Annotated in this window: 13 protein-coding genes; 9 read left to right on the forward strand and 4 right to left on the reverse strand. The window is 71.2% G+C overall.

Annotated elements, in window-relative coordinates; genetic code table 11:
• Nucleotides 1–2: 2 nt before the first annotated feature.
• The 5 genes from ACP4J3_RS10340 to ACP4J3_RS10360 are packed head-to-tail and all read left to right on the forward strand — an operon-like array spanning nucleotide 3 to nucleotide 8,145.
• A complete protein-coding gene (locus ACP4J3_RS10340) occupies nucleotides 3–842 on the forward strand; it encodes a carbohydrate ABC transporter permease (RefSeq protein ID WP_426532667.1) in 840 nt (279 codons plus the stop codon).
• Nucleotides 839–3,760 carry a glycoside hydrolase family 2 TIM barrel-domain containing protein gene (locus ACP4J3_RS10345; RefSeq protein ID WP_426532669.1) on the forward strand — a complete coding sequence of 974 codons (2,922 nt, stop codon included), beginning with the start codon at nucleotides 839–841 and terminating at the stop codon, nucleotides 3,758–3,760. The genes ACP4J3_RS10340 and ACP4J3_RS10345 overlap by 4 nt, the downstream gene beginning before the upstream one ends.
• A 33-nt stretch (nucleotides 3,761–3,793) precedes the next feature.
• Nucleotides 3,794–5,617, forward strand: a complete 1,824-nt coding sequence (locus ACP4J3_RS10350) for a LamG-like jellyroll fold domain-containing protein (protein ID WP_426532671.1) — start codon at nucleotides 3,794–3,796, stop codon at nucleotides 5,615–5,617.
• A gap of 18 nt (nucleotides 5,618–5,635) precedes the next feature.
• Nucleotides 5,636–7,303 carry a PHP domain-containing protein gene (locus tag ACP4J3_RS10355; protein ID WP_426532673.1) on the forward strand — a complete coding sequence of 556 codons (1,668 nt, stop codon included), beginning with the start codon at nucleotides 5,636–5,638 and terminating at the stop codon, nucleotides 7,301–7,303.
• Nucleotides 7,303–8,145: a hypothetical protein gene (locus tag ACP4J3_RS10360; RefSeq protein ID WP_426532675.1), complete on the forward strand. Its 843-nt coding sequence runs from the start codon at nucleotides 7,303–7,305 to the stop codon at nucleotides 8,143–8,145. Before ACP4J3_RS10355 ends, ACP4J3_RS10360 begins: the two co-directional genes overlap by 1 nt.
• A gap of 3 nt (nucleotides 8,146–8,148) precedes the next feature.
• Here the strand turns inward: ACP4J3_RS10360 and ACP4J3_RS10365 are convergent, their stop codons facing one another.
• Genes ACP4J3_RS10365 through ACP4J3_RS10380 form a run of 4 tightly spaced genes read right to left on the reverse strand, consistent with a single transcriptional unit; the run spans nucleotide 8,149 to nucleotide 11,918 of the window.
• Nucleotides 8,149–8,604, reverse strand: coding sequence for a MaoC family dehydratase (locus tag ACP4J3_RS10365; RefSeq protein ID WP_194039088.1), 456 nt, complete (start codon nucleotides 8,602–8,604; stop codon nucleotides 8,149–8,151).
• A gap of 8 nt (nucleotides 8,605–8,612) precedes the next feature.
• Nucleotides 8,613–10,115 (reverse strand): acyl-CoA synthetase, encoded by a 1,503-nt coding sequence (locus tag ACP4J3_RS10370; protein WP_426532678.1) that lies wholly within the window; start codon nucleotides 10,113–10,115, stop codon nucleotides 8,613–8,615.
• A gap of 10 nt (nucleotides 10,116–10,125) precedes the next feature.
• On the reverse strand, nucleotides 10,126–11,001 hold the full coding sequence (locus tag ACP4J3_RS10375; protein ID WP_426532680.1) for an amidohydrolase family protein: 876 nt from the start codon (nucleotides 10,999–11,001) through the stop codon (nucleotides 10,126–10,128).
• Nucleotides 11,001–11,918, reverse strand: coding sequence for an SDR family NAD(P)-dependent oxidoreductase (locus ACP4J3_RS10380; protein WP_426532682.1), 918 nt, complete (start codon nucleotides 11,916–11,918; stop codon nucleotides 11,001–11,003). Before ACP4J3_RS10380 ends, ACP4J3_RS10375 begins: the two co-directional genes overlap by 1 nt.
• Before the next feature lie 212 nt (nucleotides 11,919–12,130).
• On the opposite strand from ACP4J3_RS10380, the gene ACP4J3_RS10385 reads away from it, so the two are divergent.
• From ACP4J3_RS10385 to ACP4J3_RS10400, 4 genes are all read left to right on the forward strand, one after another.
• Nucleotides 12,131–12,556, forward strand: coding sequence for a MarR family winged helix-turn-helix transcriptional regulator (locus ACP4J3_RS10385; protein ID WP_426532684.1), 426 nt, complete (start codon nucleotides 12,131–12,133; stop codon nucleotides 12,554–12,556).
• 11 nt (nucleotides 12,557–12,567) lie between these two features.
• Entirely contained in the window at nucleotides 12,568–13,356 is a 789-nt protein-coding gene (locus tag ACP4J3_RS10390) for an IclR family transcriptional regulator (protein WP_426532686.1), read from the forward strand.
• Nucleotides 13,357–13,455: 99 nt separating this feature from the next.
• Nucleotides 13,456–14,649 carry a sensor histidine kinase gene (locus ACP4J3_RS10395; RefSeq protein ID WP_426532688.1) on the forward strand — a complete coding sequence of 398 codons (1,194 nt, stop codon included), beginning with the start codon at nucleotides 13,456–13,458 and terminating at the stop codon, nucleotides 14,647–14,649.
• The gene (locus ACP4J3_RS10400) at nucleotides 14,646–15,314 is read left to right on the forward strand and encodes a response regulator (RefSeq protein ID WP_426532690.1); all 669 of its coding nucleotides are present in this window, start codon (nucleotides 14,646–14,648) and stop codon (nucleotides 15,312–15,314) included. Before ACP4J3_RS10395 ends, ACP4J3_RS10400 begins: the two co-directional genes overlap by 4 nt.
• Nucleotides 15,315–15,412 lie beyond the last annotated feature (98 nt).

Here is a 15,412-nt window from a genome sequence, read left to right on the forward strand (position 1 = left end):
ACATGGCATCCATCAAGGGCTCCGGACGCCGGGGCACAGCGCTGCACGCGTCCCTGATCATCGGCCTGCTGCTGTCGGCCTTCCCGTTCTACTGGGCCGTGATCATGTCGACGCACACGTCGTCGGAGATCTTCTCGTACCCGCCGAAGCTGCTGCCCGGCTCGCACTTCCTGGAGAACGTCCGCAACCTGCTCGACACCATCGACTTCTTCGGGTCGATGTGGAACTCGCTGCTGGTCGCGACGACGGTGACCTTCCTGGTCCTGTTCTTCGACTCGCTGGCGGCCTTCGTGTTCGCGAAGTTCGCCTTCCCCGGCAAGAACCTGCTGTTCGCGCTGCTGATGCTGATCTTCATGGTGCCGGCCCAACTGGCGGCCATCCCGCAGTTCGTGATCATGGCGAAGATCGGCTGGATCGGCTCGATGACGGCGCTGATCGTGCCGGCGGCGGCCAACGCGTTCGGCATCTTCTGGATGCGCCAGTACATGAAGAGCGCCATCCACGACGAGCTGCTCGACGCCTCGAAGCTCGACGGTGCGGGCTTCATGCGCCAGTACTGGCACGTGGCCCTCCCGGTCGTGCGGCCCGGGCTCGCCTTCCTCGGCATCTTCACCTTCATGGGCCAGTGGAACGACTACGCCTGGCCGCTGATCGCCCTGACCAACCCGGACAACGTCACCCTCCAGGTCGCGCTGTCCCAGCTCAACGGCACCCACGGCACCACCGACTACGGCATGGTGATGACCGGCGCGGTGCTCGCCCTCATCCCGCTGCTGATCGTCTTCGCGATCGGCGCCCGGCAGATCATCGGCGACCTCGCGAAGGGGGCCGTGCGCGGATGACGAGCGATCCGCTGATCGCCCTGCGCCCCTGGGAGGCACCCGAGGTGACCTCCTGGGGGCGGCTGCCCATGAACGCCGTCGACCGGCGCCGCGGAGCACTCCCCCTGGACGGCGACTGGCGCTTCCAGTTGCTGCCGGCTCCGCACGCGCCGGTCGGCGGTGCCTGGTCGACGGCGTACCTCCCCGGCGTGTGGACCATGCGGGGCACGGACGATCCGCCGCAGTACACGAACGTCCGGATGCCGTTCGCCGAGGTCCCGCCCCATGCGCCCGCCGCGAATCCGACGGGGGTGTACGAGCGTGCGGTGGACGTCCCGGCCGACTGGGCCGGGCGCCGGATCGTGCTCCAGGTCGGGGCCGCCGAGAGCGTGCTGCTGGTGTACGTGGACGGGCGGCCGGTCGGCATCTCCAAGGACTCCCATCTGGCCGCCGAGTTCGACCTGACGGGAGTCGTGCGCGCCGGGCAGCGGGCCACCGTACGGCTGACCGTAGTGAAGTGGTCGGACGCCTCGCACATCGAGGACCAGGACCAGTGGTGGCACGGCGGGATCACCCGCTCGGTGCTGCTGTACGCGACGGATCCGCTGCACCTGGCCGACGTGACCGTGCGGGCGCCGTGCAGCGGCGAGCTGCGCGTCGACTGCCGGGTGCGGCACGCGAGCGGTGCGCTGCCCGAGGGGTGGTACCTCACCGGCGACCTGGACGGGCGACCGCTCGCCCAGGACGCCGAGTTCGACCGTGCGAACGTCGAAGACGAACGCGTCTCCGACTTCCTCGGCGAGGCCCGGCTGCTGGCGACCGTGCCCGAGGTGCGCACCTGGAACGCGGAGACGCCCGAGCTGTACGACCTCACCGTCCGGCTGCACCGCGCCGACGGCACGGTCGCCGACACCTCCCGGCACCGGATCGGCTTCCGGGACGTCGAGATCGTCGGCCGGGACCTGCTGGTCAACGGGGAGCGGGTGTTCATCCGGGGCGTGAACCGGCACGACTTCCACCCGCTGACCGGGCGGACGGTGTCGTACGACGACCTGCGCGCGGACCTCGTCCTGCTCAAGCGCTTCGGCTTCAACGCCATCCGCACCTCCCACTACCCGGGCGATCCGGCGCTGTACGACCTCGCCGACGAGCTCGGCTTCTACGTCGTGGACGAGGCGGACATCGAGTCCCACGACCACGCCCACGAGATCGCCGACGACCCGCGCTATCTGAACGCCTTCGTGGACCGCGTCTCGCGCATGGTGCTGCGCGACAAGAACCATCCGTCGGTCATCGTCTGGTCGCTCGGCAACGAGTCCGACTACGGCGCGAACCACGACGCGGCGGCGGGCTGGGTGCGCCGGCACGATCCGACGCGGCCGCTCCAGTACGAGGGCGCGGCCAGGCTCGGCTGGGCCGACCCGGACGTCGCCTCCGACATCGCGTGCCCGATGTACGCGCCGCTTCAGGACTGCGTGGCGCACGCGCTCTCCGGCGAGCAGACCAAGCCGCTCATCCAGTGCGAGTACTCGCACGCCATGGGCAACAGCAACGGCACGCTGGCCGACCACTGGGCGGCCATCGAGTCCACCCCGGGTCTTCAGGGCGGCTTCATCTGGGAGTTCTGGGACCACGGAATTCTTCAGCGCGTGAGCGATGGAAGACCGGCCGGGCGTGGGGGCGCCGGGCTCTACGACAACGGTGTCGCCGCGCCCGGGTACCGCTGGGCGTACGGCGGCGACTTCGGCGAGACGATCCACGACGGCGCCTTCATCGCGGACGGCGTGGTGTTTCCCGACCGCACGCCCAAGCCCGCGCTGTACGAGCACCGCGAGATCGCGGCGCCGGTGCGCATCGAGTGCTTCCGGCACGAGGGCATCGTGCTCGGCAACCACCAGCACTTCCGCGGCCTGGACTGGCTGGCGGGCGAGTGGCGGCTGGACCTCGCCGACGGTACGACGCTGACCGCGCCGGCCGAACTGCCGAGCCTGTGCCCCGGCGAGACGGCGGCCGTACCGCTGCCCTTCGAGGTGCCGCGCGACGGCGGCGAGGCCTGGCTGACGCTGCGGGTGACCGTGGCCGAGGACCAGCCGTGGGCGCCGCGCGGAACCGAGGTGTGCATGCCGCAGGTGCGGCTGCGCGGGCCCGCCGTGACCCCGGCCGTTCCCGTCGAGCGGCATGTCGATGTCGACGGCGAGGGCCTTCTCGTCCACCCGCTGCTGACGGCTGCCCCCGTGCTCTCGCTGTGGCGGGCGCCCACCGACAACGACGAGCTCGGCGGAATCGCCCCGCGCTGGCGCACGTGGGGCCTCGACGCGCTGGTCCGCAAGGTGGTCTCCGTACACCGAGAGGGCGATCGGGTGACCGTGCTCGCCGAGTACGCCGGGGCGACCGGTGTCGTACGGCATCGGCAGGTGTGCACACCGGTCGAGGGCGGCGTCCGGGTCGACGAAGAGGCCGAGTTGCCCGAGGAATTCGACGACGTGGCCCGCGTCGGTTCGGTGTTCGAGACCGTGCCGGGGCTCGATCTGCTGGAGTGGTTCGGGCAGGGGCCCTGGGAGGCGTATCCCGACCGGAGCGCGGGCGCGCCCGTGGGCCACCACTCGGTCCCCGTGGACGAGTTGTTCACCCCGTATCTGCGGCCCCAGGAGAGCGGCGGACGGCATGGGGTACGGCACTTCAGGCTGTCGGCGCCGGACGCCACGGGTCTCTCGGTCGTCCTGGACGAGCCGCGCCAGGTCTCGGTCACCCGCTACCGCGCCGAGGACCTGACGGCCGTCGCCCATCACGACGAACTGGTGCCGCGCCCCGGATGCGTGGTCCACATCGACGCGGCACACCGGGGCCTGGGCACGGCCTCGTGCGGCCCGGACACCTTGTCCTCCTATCGCGTTCCGCCGGGCGTCCACCGCTGGAGCTGGACCCTGCGCATCCTCTGAACTCCTTTCTTCTCCTCTCCTCACGGAGCACACGTGTGTACTTCGCATGACCACACCCAGGGCGAGGCCGCGCAGGCCGCCGCCGGAAGACGAAGCTTTCTCAGGGCCACGGCACTGATCGGCGCCGCCGCGACGGCCTCGGTCGCCGTCCCCGCGGTCGCCGAGGCCGCGCCCGCCGGCTGGCGGCCGGACCCCGACAGCCGTCGCTTCACGCTCGCCGTGATGCCCGACACCCAGTACCTCTTCGACGGGCCGAGCATCGACAAGGCGCCGGTGGAGGCGTCCTTGCGCTATCTGCTGGAGCACGGCCGCGAGGAGAACATCGTCTTCCTGTCCCACCTCGGCGACCTCACCCAGAACGGCACCCGGCCCGAAGTCACCGCGATCAGCGAGGCGTTCCGGCTCCTGGACCGGCGGGGCGTGGGCTACAGCGTCCTCGCCGGCAACCACGACGTGCGGTCGTCCACGGACGACCAGCGCGGTGCGACGCCGTATCTGGACGCCTTCGGGCCGCGGCGGTTCCAGGGGAAGAAGACCTTCGGGGGTGCCTCACCCGACGGCTACAACAGCTTCCACCTCTTCAAGGCCGCCGGCCGCGAGTGGATGGTGCTCGCGCTGGACTGGCGGCTGTCGGCGAAGGGGTACGCGTGGGCGAAGGACGTCCTCGCCCGGCACCCGAGGACGCCGGTCATCCTCACCACCCACGAGCTGGTCGTCGAGGACGGCTCCCTGTCGGCGTACGGACAGGAGCTGTGGGACCGGTTGATCGAGGACCACGACCAGATCTTCCTGACCCTCAACGGGCACTACTGGCCCGCCGGCCGGGCGACCCGCAAGAACGCGGCGGGGAACGACGTACATCTGCATCTGACGAACTACCAGAACCGTTACTTCGGCGGCGCGGCGATGATCCGCCTGTACCGCTTCGACCTCGACCGCGACGTCATCGACGTGGAGACGGTCTCGCCGTGGATCCTCGGCCGGGCCGCCAAGGGCCTCAACGCGCTGGAGCGGCAGGAGATCGAGCTCAGCGGTGACGCCGACCGGTTCACGGTCGAGATCGACTTCGCGGAACGTTTCTCCGGCTTCGACCCGGTGCCCGCCCGCCCGGCACGCCCAGCGTCACGGCTGCTGATCCCGGGCACGGCGGCGTACTGGCGCTTCGACAAGCCGGTGGAGGGCACCGTCCGTGACCTGTCCGGGCGCGGCAACGACCTCACGCTCGTCACCGTGGGCGGCGGCAGGCTGGGCTGGTCCGCCGACCACCACCCCGACCAGCCCGGCCACGGCAGCCTGGAGTTCCAGGGCTTCAAGTCCCCGCTGAAGGGCGCGTATCTGCGCACGGTCGACGGCGCGCCGCTCAACTCGGCCACCTTCCGCGACGGTTACACCATCGAGGCCTTCTACCGCCTCCCCGCCGACTGGGACCCGTCCCACAACGCCTGGTCGGGCCTGGTCAGCCGGACGGGCACGGGCGGCGCCGCCGGCAAGGGCGCCGACGACCCCGACGAGCCGCTCGCCACCCTCTCCCTGTCGAACGACCGCGAGCCGCAGTGGGCGATGCGCCCGCTCAACCAGGAGGGCATCGCCACCAACTGGGGCCAGGAGACGCCGCTGGAGACCTGGTGGCACCTGGCCGTCGTCAACGACGGCGAGCACACCACGATGTACGTCGAGGGCTGCCCGGTCGTCCGCAATCCCCGGGCGCGCTCGACCGGCATCACCTCCGTGGGCCTGCCCTGGCTCCTGGGCGGCTACGAGTACGGCGGCAGCATCGACCAGATCCTGTACGGCCGCCTCGGCGACGTCCGCGTCGTCGAACGGGCGCTGCCCGTCACGTCCTTCATGACTCACTGACCTCTGCCGAGGACCACCATGACCGAGCAGCAGTTGCCCACCTGGGCCGACCCCTCCGTCTCCCCCGCCGACCTCGACCCGCAGGGCGTCTCCAGGCGCGGGCTCCTGCGCCGCGCGGGACTGTTCGGCGCCGCGTTCGCGCTGGGCTCCACGGCGGTGCCGGCGGCCGCGTCCGACCGGCGTCTGGGCGGTGACGACCCCCGCCTGGCCTACCTCGTGGGCGATCACCACATCCACACCGTCTACAGCCACGACGCCAAGTACACGTTCTCCCAGCTGGCCACGGCGGGCGCCGAGTACGGCCTGGACTGGATGGTGTTCACCGAGCACTCCAACGTCGGGCACGCCAAGTACGGCGCCCCGCTGGAGCACCGGGAGATCCTCAAGGCGCGGGCCGAGAACCCGCGCCAACTGATCTTCCAGGGCCTGGAGTGGTACATCCCGGCCGCCGAGCACTGCACGGTCTTCGCGGCGCCCGGCCGCCACGAGGTCGATCTGCTCACCGAGTTCGAGAGCGCCTACGACGGCAAGCTCCTCGGCTACGACAAGGGCGGCCCCGCCGACGCGGACACCGCACGCAACGAGGCCCACGCGGTCAAGGCGATCAAGTGGCTGGCCGAGCAGCGCCGCAAAGGCCGCGTGGACGACGTCCTGGTCCTCGCCAACCACCCGATGCGCCTCGGCATCGACTCCCCGCACGAGATGCGCAACTGGCGCGACGCGGCCCCCGAGATCATGATCGGCATGGAGGGCGCACCCGGTGCCCAGGGCGCGGCGATCCCCGGCTGGCGCGGCGAGACGTCGATCCGGGGCGAGTACGAGAACAGGCCGTCGGCCCAGTCCTGGCCCGGCTACCCGGCGGAGGCGTACCTGACCTACGGCGGCTTCGACTGGGCGACGGCGACGGTGGGCGGCCTGTGGGACTCGATGCTGGCCGAGGGCAGGCTGTTCTCGATCACCACCAACTCCGACGCCCACCGCATCGTCTTCGACACCTGGAAGAACGGCGACTGGCCGGAGGGCCGGAACTTCGACAACACGGGCCGGCTCCCCGACCCGGTGAACACCGACACCCCGCAGCCGGGCAGCGACTTCTGGCCGGGCCAGTTCAGCCGGACCCATGTCGGCGTCACCCGCTACGGCTACCGCGCGGTGATGGCGGGCCTGCGCGCGGGCCGGGTCTGGCTGGACCACGGGCATCTGCTGGACGGCCTCGAGGTGCGCCTCAAGCGGGACTGCGACCACGGCAGGGGTGTCACGCTGGGCGGCCGGCTACGGGTCCGCAAGGGCGAGAAGCTCACGCTGCAGGTGACGGTGACGACGGCCTCCCGCCCCAACTCCCATGGCGTTCTGCCGGAGTTGGCGCATGTGGACGTCATCCGGGGCGCCGTGCGCGGGCCGGTGGCCGACCGCGACACATGGAGGGCGCCCGACACCAAGGTGGCGGCGACGAAGGACGTCTCGGGCCGCAAGGGGACGTACACCCTGCGCATCCCGCTGACCGCCGGCAGCGAGTCCTGCTACGTCCGGCTGCGCGGCAGCGACGGCAACCGCAACGGCGCGGGCTACCTCGGCGCCTCGGTCGACCCGCACGGCCCGGTCCCGCACGAGCCCGGGAACGGTGACCCGTGGGCGGATACGTGGTTCTATTCGAACCCCATATTCGTCGACGTGGCAGGAGCCTGATGAAGCGTCATCTCCTCACTCTGGCTTGCTTATCGGGTGCGCTCGCGCTCGGCGCGGGAACGGCGTCCGCCGCCGGTGACCCGCACTGGGCCGAGACCGGCAGGGCGTACACGGACACGCTGGGCGGCGGGCAGGGCCTGGCGAGCCGCGCGGACGGCAGCCTGCTGTACCGCGGGCTCGCCTCCATCCCGCTGGACCTGCGCATCAAGGGCTGGAACCACATCGGCGACCCGGACGTGGCCCGCGGCCACACCTTCGACGCCTATCAGGGCCCGGACACGGCCACGTCCAAGATGTTCGCGGTGACGACGCCTGCCGGGAAGCGCTACGAGTACGTCCACCAACTGAACCCGGGCGAGAAGCTGAACAACTCCTTCGCCGCCGTCTCGCCCGACGGGCAGTGGCTGGTGTCGGGCGAGTGGGGGGAGCAGCGAAGACTCCAGGTCTTCCCCGCTCCCCTGCTCAACCCCTCCACCCCGCAGGCGGGCGGCGACCTGAAGGAGGCGTGGCAGATCACCCTGGACAAGCCGGTGCGCGACATCCAGGGCTGCGACTTCGTCACGGACACCCGGCTGGTGTGCGCCTCGAACGACGCCACGGGGACGCTGTTCCCCGAGATCCGCCCGCTCCTCCAGGTCGACCTGCCTCGCAAGGTGGACGGTCGGCCGATCACCGGCTCGGTGAAGAGCCTGTTCGCGCTGCCGCAACGCAGCGTGTGCACGGGCACCTTCGAGGCGGAGGGCGTCGACTACGACGTGAACAGCGGCACCCTGCGGGCGCAGATGATCCCGCCCGGAGTGTGCGCGGTGGCGACGGCCGTGTACTCGTACAAGCAGGGCTGAGGGTCAGGCGTAGAACCGCGACAGGCTCTGCAGGACGGCGGCGGGCTTCCCGCCGCCGTCGATCTCTATCGTGCCGTCGACCGTGATCTGCACCCCGCCCGGCACCTCCTCGACCTCCGCGAGCCTTCCGACCAGGCGGATGCGGGAGCCGACCTTGACCGGCGAGGGGAAGCGCACCTTGTTCAGGCCGTAGTTGACCTTCGTGGTGACGCCCTGGACGTCCAGCAGCTCGGTGAACAGGGGGATGAACAGGGAGAGCGTGAGGTAGCCGTGGGCGATGGGGGCGCCGAAGGGGCCCTCGGCGGCCTTCTCGGGGTCCACGTGGATCCACTGGTGGTCGCCCGTGGCGTCGGCGAAGGTGTTGATGCGCTCCTGGGTGACCTCGATCCACTCACTGGCGCCGAGGTCGCTGCCGGCGAGCTTCTTCAGTTCGTCGAGGCCGTTCACGGTGATGCTCATGCGGTTCCTTAACTGTTGCCGTACTGGGTACGGACACGGGACTTGAGGAGTTTTCCGGAGGCGGTACGCGGGAGTTCGTCCGCGAGGACCACCGACTTCGGGATCTTGTACTTGGCGAGCCGGCCGGACAGGGACGCGAGGATCTCGTCCGGGTCGGGGCTGGTGCCCTCGCGGGGGACGACGACCGCGCGCCCCACCTCGCCCCACTTGTCGTCGGGCACGCCGATCACCGCGCACTCGACGATGTCGGGGTGGGCGAGGAGAAGGTCCTCGATCTCGGCGGGGTAGATGTTCTCGCCGCCGGAGATGATCATGTCCTTGATGCGGTCGACGATGAAGACATAGCCGTCCTCGTCGACGCGGGCCGCGTCCCCGCTGCGGAACCAGCCGTCCGCGAAGGAGGCGGCCGTCTCCTCCGGCAGCCCCCAGTAGCCGGGCATGACATGCGGGCCGCGGACCACGACCTCGCCGTTCTCGCCGACGTCGACGGGGGTGAAGTCCGGCCGTACGACGCGGACGTCGCTGAAGAAGTGCGGTACGCCCGCCGAGCCGGCCTTGCTGACCGCGTGCTCGGCGTCCAGGAACAGCGTCCCCGGGGACGCCTCCGTCATGCCGTAGCCCTGGAGGAAGGTCAGTCCGCGTTTCTGGTAGGCGGCGATCAGCGGTGTCGGGACCGGGGAGCCGCCGCAGGTCAGGATGCGCAGGGACGACAGGTCCGCGTCCGGCCAGCGGGGGTGGCGGGCCACCTGGTCGAACATGGTCGGCACGCCGAACATGAAGGTGATCCGGTGCCGTTCGATCAGGTCGAAGGTGGCGTCCGGGTCGAAGGCCTCGACCAGGACACAGGTGCCGCCCTTGAGCAGCACCGGCAGGGTCAGCATGTTCAGGCCCGCGGTGTGGAACAACGGGGCGGAGACCAGGGCGCGTTCGTCGGCGATCAGGTCGATGTCGACGAGGACGTTGAGGGCGTTCCAGATGATGTTGCCGTGGGTGAGCATCGCGCCCTTGGGGCGGCCGGTCGTCCCCGAGGTGTACATGATGATGCAGGTGTCGTCCGGGGTGACCGGGGTGTCGATGGGCTCCGGGGAGGCCGAGGCGAGTGCCGCCTCGTATTCGGGGCCGACTTCGACGTAGGTCCGGACGTCGGTGCCGCCGGGGAGTCCCGCGACCAGTCCGGCGTGCGAGGGGCCGTAGACCAGGGCCTTGGCTCCGGAGTCGGCGAGCTGGTAGGCGATCTCGGGGCCGGCCAGGCGGGTGTTGAGGGGCACGAAGGCCGCGCCGAGCGTGCCGGCCGCGAACAGGGTCTCCAGGTAGGAGGGGTGGTTCGGGCCGAGGTAGGCGATGCGGTCGCCGCGCCGGACGCCGCGCTCGCGCAGGGCGTGGGCGAGGCGGGTCGTGCGCAGGTGCAGGGTGGCGTAGTCCGTGGACTGTCCGCCGTGGATCAGGGCCGTGCGGTGCGGGGTCTTGCGGGCCCGGCGTGCGGGCCATGACCCCAGTCCCTCGTTGCGCATGTCGCGCCCCTTACGGTTTCGTCAGCCCGAGCAGCCGGGCGGCGTTCTCCTTGAGGATCTTCGGCCTGACCTCGTCCTTGATCGACAGCTTGGCGAAGTCGGCGAGCCAGCGGTCGGGGGTGAGGACGGGGAAGTCGGAGCCGAAGAGGACCTTGTCCTTGAGCAGGGTGTTCGCGTACTGCACCAACTGGGGCGGGAAGTACTTGGGCGACCAGCCGGAGAGGTCGATGTGGACGCCCGGCTTGTGGGTCGCCACCGCGAGGGCCTCGTCCTGCCAGGGGAAGGACGGATGCGCCAGGATGATCTTCAGATGCGGGAAGTCGGCCGCCACGTCGTCCACGTGCAGCGGGTTGGAGTACTTCAGCCTGATCCCGCCCCCGCCGGGCACTCCCGCGCCGATGCCGGTCTGGCCGGTGTGGAACAGGGCGATCGTGCCCGTCTCCTCGATCACCTCGTAGAGGTCGTAGGCCACCGCGCGGTCGTTGGGGAAGAAGCCCTGGATGCTGGGGTGGAACTTGAAGCCGCGCACCCCGTGCTCCTCGACCAGGCGGCGGGCCTGCTTCACGCCCGCCTTTCCCCGGAAGGGGTCGATGGAGGCGAACGGGATCAGCACGTCCGCGTTTGCGGCGGCCGCCTCGGCGACCTCCTCGTTCGGGACCGGTGCGGTGCCCGTCGCGGACTCGGCGTCGACCGTGAAGATCACGGCGGCCATCTTCCGCTCACGGTAGTAGGCGGCCGTCTCCTGAAGGGTCGGCTTCCGCTTGCCCTCGACCTTGAAGTAGGCGGAGGAGGCGTCGTGCAGGTCGTCGTCCAGGGAGGAGTGGCCCTTGGAGGACACCTCCGCATGGGTGTGGACGTCGATCGCGACCAGTTCGTCCAGGTCCATCACGCCTCCGGGAGCTTGGGCGCCGGAATGCCGACCGACTGGGGTTCGGCGCCGATCGAAGTGGGCCAGACGTCGGCCAGGGCCTCCGGGCTCCAGCCGCCGTCCGCGAACGCGGCCGCGATCTCCTGCGGATGCGACCAGAGTGCCACCTTGTCACCGCCGATGCCGATGCACTGACCGGTCACGCCCCGGGCCTCCTCGGAGGCGAGGAAGGGGACGAGGGCGGCGCAGTCCTCGGGGGTGCCGAAGCCCTCGCCCTTGCGCAGGAAGTCCGGCAGCGGCTCGCCGTTCTTCATCGCCTCGATGTACGGGGCGAAGGCGGGGATGGTCTCGGTCATCGCGGTCGCGGCGACCGGCACGATCGCGTTGACGGTGATGTTCGCGCGGCCCAGCTCCATCGACCAGGTGCGGGTCATGGCGGCGATGCCGGCCTTGGCGGCGGAGTAGTTGGTCTGGCCGAAGTTGCCGCGCTGTCCGGCCGGGGAGCCGACCAGGATCAGGCTGCCGCCCTCGCCCTGCTCGCGCATGCGGACGGCGGCGGCGCGGGCGCAGGTGAAGGTGCCCTTGAGGTGGGTGGTGATCACCGCGTCGAAGTCGTCGTCGGACATCTTCCACAGCACCTTGTCGCGCAGGATGCCGGCGTTGGTGACCAGGACGTCGAGACGCCCGAACTCCTCGACCGCGCGGCTGACGAGCCGGTCCGCGGCCTCGGTGGTGCCGACCGGGACGACCTCGGCGACGGCGGTGCCGCCCGCCTCGCTGATGGACTTCACGGCCGCCTCCGCCACGGCCTCGTCGACGTCGTTGACGACCACGCGGGCGCCGTGGGCGGCCAGGGCGTGGGCGTAGGCGAGGCCGAGGCCCCGGCCACTGCCGGTGACGACGGCGGCCTTGCCGGTGAGATCGATGCTGGGCACGGGCGGATCCCTTCACATGGCGGGTGACTTCGAGATCGAAGTTAAGAGCAATAATTGGTGACGTCAATAGTTGTTGGCTGCCTTCGAGTGCGTCATGCTGGAATCTGCATGTCGTACCGACCGCACCGACCGCAGGGACCGAGATCAGGGAGCCCGTCATCACACGTCAGCACGTCACGAACCCGAACCCGATCGACGCGGACGAGCCGTGGATGCGCGGACTGCACGCGGACACGGGCTATCTGCTGTACCGGCTCGGCCTGCGCTCCGGCCAGCTCTTCAACACCTTCCTCCAGGAGTCGGGGCTGCGGCTGCGCCACTACGCGCTGCTGCGGTTCCTCACCACCACCCCGGGCGCCCTCCAGCGCGAGCTGAGCGCCTCGCTCGGCTACGACCCGAGTGCGATCGTCGGCCTGGTCGACGACCTGGAGAAGCTGGGCTTCGCCGAGCGGCGCCCCTCCCCCGACGACCGCCGCAGCCGGATCGTCGTCCTGACCGACGACGGCCGGGCGTTCCTGCGGGACACCGACGAGGCCGGGCAGCGCGTCACCAACGAGCTGGTCCAGCCCCTCGACGCCGCCGAGCGCGAGCACCTGCACGCACTGCTCCAGAAAGTCGCCGAATCCGGACTGGGGTGACGGGATCGCCGATGACCGCCGACGCCGTACCGCCCCCGCCGGACCCACGGACGCGATCCGCGCCCGACCGGCTGCTGTCGGTGCTCGGGGCCTTCGACCTCGAGCATCCGGCGCTGTGCCTGACGGACATCAGCCGGCGCGCCGGGCTGACCCTGAGCACCGCGCACCGGCTGGTGGCCGCGCTCACCGAGTGGGGCGCCCTGGAGCGGGACGACTCCGGCCTCTACCACGTGGGGCTACGGCTCTGGGAGCTCGCGGCCCTGGCACCGCGCGGCCTTGCCCTGCGGCAGATCGCGCTGCCCTACCTGGAGGACCTGTACGAAGCGACGCATGAGAACGTGCAGTTGGCGGTCCAGGACGGCCCCGAGGTCGTCTACACCGAGTGGCTGTCGGGACGGTCGGCGGTCGGTGTGCACATCCGCGTCGGAGCGCGCTGGCCGCTGCACGCCACCGGCGTGGGGCTCGCGCTGCTCGCGCACAGCGAGGCGGAGTTCCAGGAGCAGTACTGCGCCGGACCGCTCGCCTCCTTCACGCCGTACACCGTCACCGAGCCGGCCCGGCTGCGCCGCATGCTGGCCGAGGTTCGCCGCACGGGGGTGGCGGTGAGCAGCCGCCAGGTCACCGACGACGCGCTGTCCGTGGCGGCGCCGGTGCGCGGCCCCGGCGGGTCGGTCGTCGCGGCCGTGTCCGTCGTCGTACCGCAGGCCGATGCGCAGGTGCCGGTGCTGGCGCCGGCGGTGCGGCTGGCGGCGCGCGGGATATCGCGGGGGCTGGGGTGGCAGCCGGAGAAGGAGACGTAGGGGACTCGCGCGGCACCCTGCGGATATCCCTCTCGCCGGTGAGGACGAGGCGTGCGCCCCTCGCGATACTGACAGGGCCCTTGCCCCGAGGAGCCGCCCGTGTCCGCTCGTTCCTGGATCGCCCCCGTCGCCGAGCGCCTGCGCACGGCCAACCCGTACGTCGTCGACTCCGCGCTCGCCGCGCTCGTGCTGTTCGCCGTCTCCCTCCAGTGGATCTTCCCCGACGAGGGCGACGACCGGCTGACCTGGCAGGGCTGGCTGATCGGCGCCGCCACCGCGCTGCCGCTGGTGTGGCGGCGCAGAGCTCCCTTCGCGACCGCGTGCGCCGTGTCCGTCGCCACCCCGGTCCAGGCCGTCCACCACGCACCACCGCCGGACGTGATGTACGGCGGCATGGTCGTCCTCTACACGATCGCCACCCTCGGCAGGCCCTGGCAGCGGCGGCTGATGCTGGTGGGCTGGCTGATCGGGGTCTCGCTCACCATGGCGCACAAGGAGGACCCACAGCCCTTCGAGTACGCCTTCCACCTGCTCAGCGTGGTCTGCGCGTACGGCTTCGGCGTGCTCGCCCGGGTGCAGCGGGCCTACACCGCCGAGTTGGAGGACCGGGCCCGGCGCCTGGAGCGGGAGCGGGCCGCCGACACCGTGCGGGCCATCGCGCAGGAGCGCTCCCGGATCGCCCGGGACATGCACGACGTGCTCGCGCACGCGGTGAGCCTGATGGTGGTGCAGGCCGAGGCCGGTCCGGTGGTGGTGCGCAGCGATCCGGCGCGTGCGGAGGCGTCCTTCGACGCGATCGCGGCGGCCGGACGGGACGCGATGGCACAGCTTCGCCGCATCCTCGGCGTGCTCAAGGAGCCGCAGGCGGGCGGCGGTTCCTGGCGGCTGCCGCAGCCGGGCGTGGCCGAGCTGCCCGATCTGGTCCGCCGGGTCGGCGAGTCCGCCGGACTGCGCGTGGAACTGCGCACCTCCGGCACGCCCCGCCCGCTGCCCCAGGACACCGAGGTCGCCGCCTTCCGCGTGGTCCAGGAAGCCCTCACCAACACCGTCAAGCACGCACGCGCCGACTCCGCTACCGTCGAACTCGACTGGGCGGAGGATGAGTTGACGCTGACGGTGACCGACGACGGACGCGGGCCTTCGGCCGGCCACGGCGGGCACGGGCTGATCGGCATCCGGGAGCGGGCCGCCGCGTGCGGGGGCAGCGTACGGGCCGGGCGCGGGCCGGAGGGCGGCTTCCAGGTGGTCGTACGGCTGCCCGCGGCCGTCGACCGGGCGGCGGCCCTGGGATGAGCATCCGGGTGGTCGTCGCCGACGACCAGGAACTGGTGCGCGCCGGATTCAGCATGATCCTTCAGGCGCAGCCCGACATCGAGGTGGTCGCCGAGGCGGGGGACGGCGCCGAAGCGGTCGCGGCGGTGCAGCGGCACACGCCCGACGTGCTGCTCCTCGACATCCGTATGCCGGTCATGGACGGCCTGGAGGCCGCCCGGCGGGTGTGCGGGCAGTCGAGCTGCAAGGTGGTCATGCTAACCACGTTCGACCTGGACGAGTACGTGTACGAGGCGCTGTGCGCGGGGGCAAGCGGCTTTCTGCTGAAGGACGTACGGCGCGACGACCTGGTGCACGCCGTGCGGGTCGTGGCGGCCGGGGACTCGCTGCTAGCGCCGACGGTGACCCGGCGGCTGGTCGCGGACCTCGTGCGGCGCCGGCGCGAGGAGGCCGCGGCCGAGGTCACCCCGCAGCGGCTCGACGTCCTGACCGCGCGCGAGGTGGAGACGCTGCGGCTGCTGGCGCGCGGGCTGTCCAACTCGGAGATCGCCGCGACGCTGTTCGTGAGCGAGCACACCGTGAAGACCCATGTCAGCAATGTGCTGAGCAAGTTGAGCCTGAGGGACCGGGTGCAGGCGGTGATCTGTGCGTACGAGACGGGTCTTGTGGTACCCGGCTCCCCCTAGCGAGGGAGACGCCGGTGCCTCTCCCTCGCGCGACGGAGGCCCGCAAACCGCTCCCGTCGGCGATCCGGTGACCACCCCGGCGGCGGGAGCCTGAGGGC

The organism is Streptomyces sp. UG1, from assembly GCF_049974585.1.
In the GTDB taxonomy this organism is placed as follows: domain Bacteria; phylum Actinomycetota; class Actinomycetes; order Streptomycetales; family Streptomycetaceae; genus Streptomyces.

Excerpts from the sequence above, each read along its gene's own strand:
- ACP4J3_RS10340 (WP_426532667.1), top strand. The coding sequence starts at position 3 with ATGGCATCCATCAAGGGCTCCGGACGCCGGGGCACAGCGCTGCACGCG.
- ACP4J3_RS10345 (WP_426532669.1), top strand. The coding sequence starts at position 839 with ATGACGAGCGATCCGCTGATCGCCCTGCGCCCCTGGGAGGCACCCGAG.
- ACP4J3_RS10355 (WP_426532673.1), top strand. The coding sequence starts at position 5,636 with ATGACCGAGCAGCAGTTGCCCACCTGGGCCGACCCCTCCGTCTCCCCC.
- ACP4J3_RS10360 (WP_426532675.1), top strand. The coding sequence starts at position 7,303 with ATGAAGCGTCATCTCCTCACTCTGGCTTGCTTATCGGGTGCGCTCGCG.
- ACP4J3_RS10365 (WP_194039088.1), bottom strand. The coding sequence starts at position 8,604 with ATGAGCATCACCGTGAACGGCCTCGACGAACTGAAGAAGCTCGCCGGC.
- ACP4J3_RS10370 (WP_426532678.1), bottom strand. The coding sequence starts at position 10,115 with ATGCGCAACGAGGGACTGGGGTCATGGCCCGCACGCCGGGCCCGCAAG.
- ACP4J3_RS10375 (WP_426532680.1), bottom strand. The coding sequence starts at position 11,001 with ATGGACCTGGACGAACTGGTCGCGATCGACGTCCACACCCATGCGGAG.
- ACP4J3_RS10385 (WP_426532684.1), top strand. The coding sequence starts at position 12,131 with ATGCGCGGACTGCACGCGGACACGGGCTATCTGCTGTACCGGCTCGGC.
- ACP4J3_RS10390 (WP_426532686.1), top strand. The coding sequence starts at position 12,568 with ATGACCGCCGACGCCGTACCGCCCCCGCCGGACCCACGGACGCGATCC.
- ACP4J3_RS10400 (WP_426532690.1), top strand. The coding sequence starts at position 14,646 with ATGAGCATCCGGGTGGTCGTCGCCGACGACCAGGAACTGGTGCGCGCC.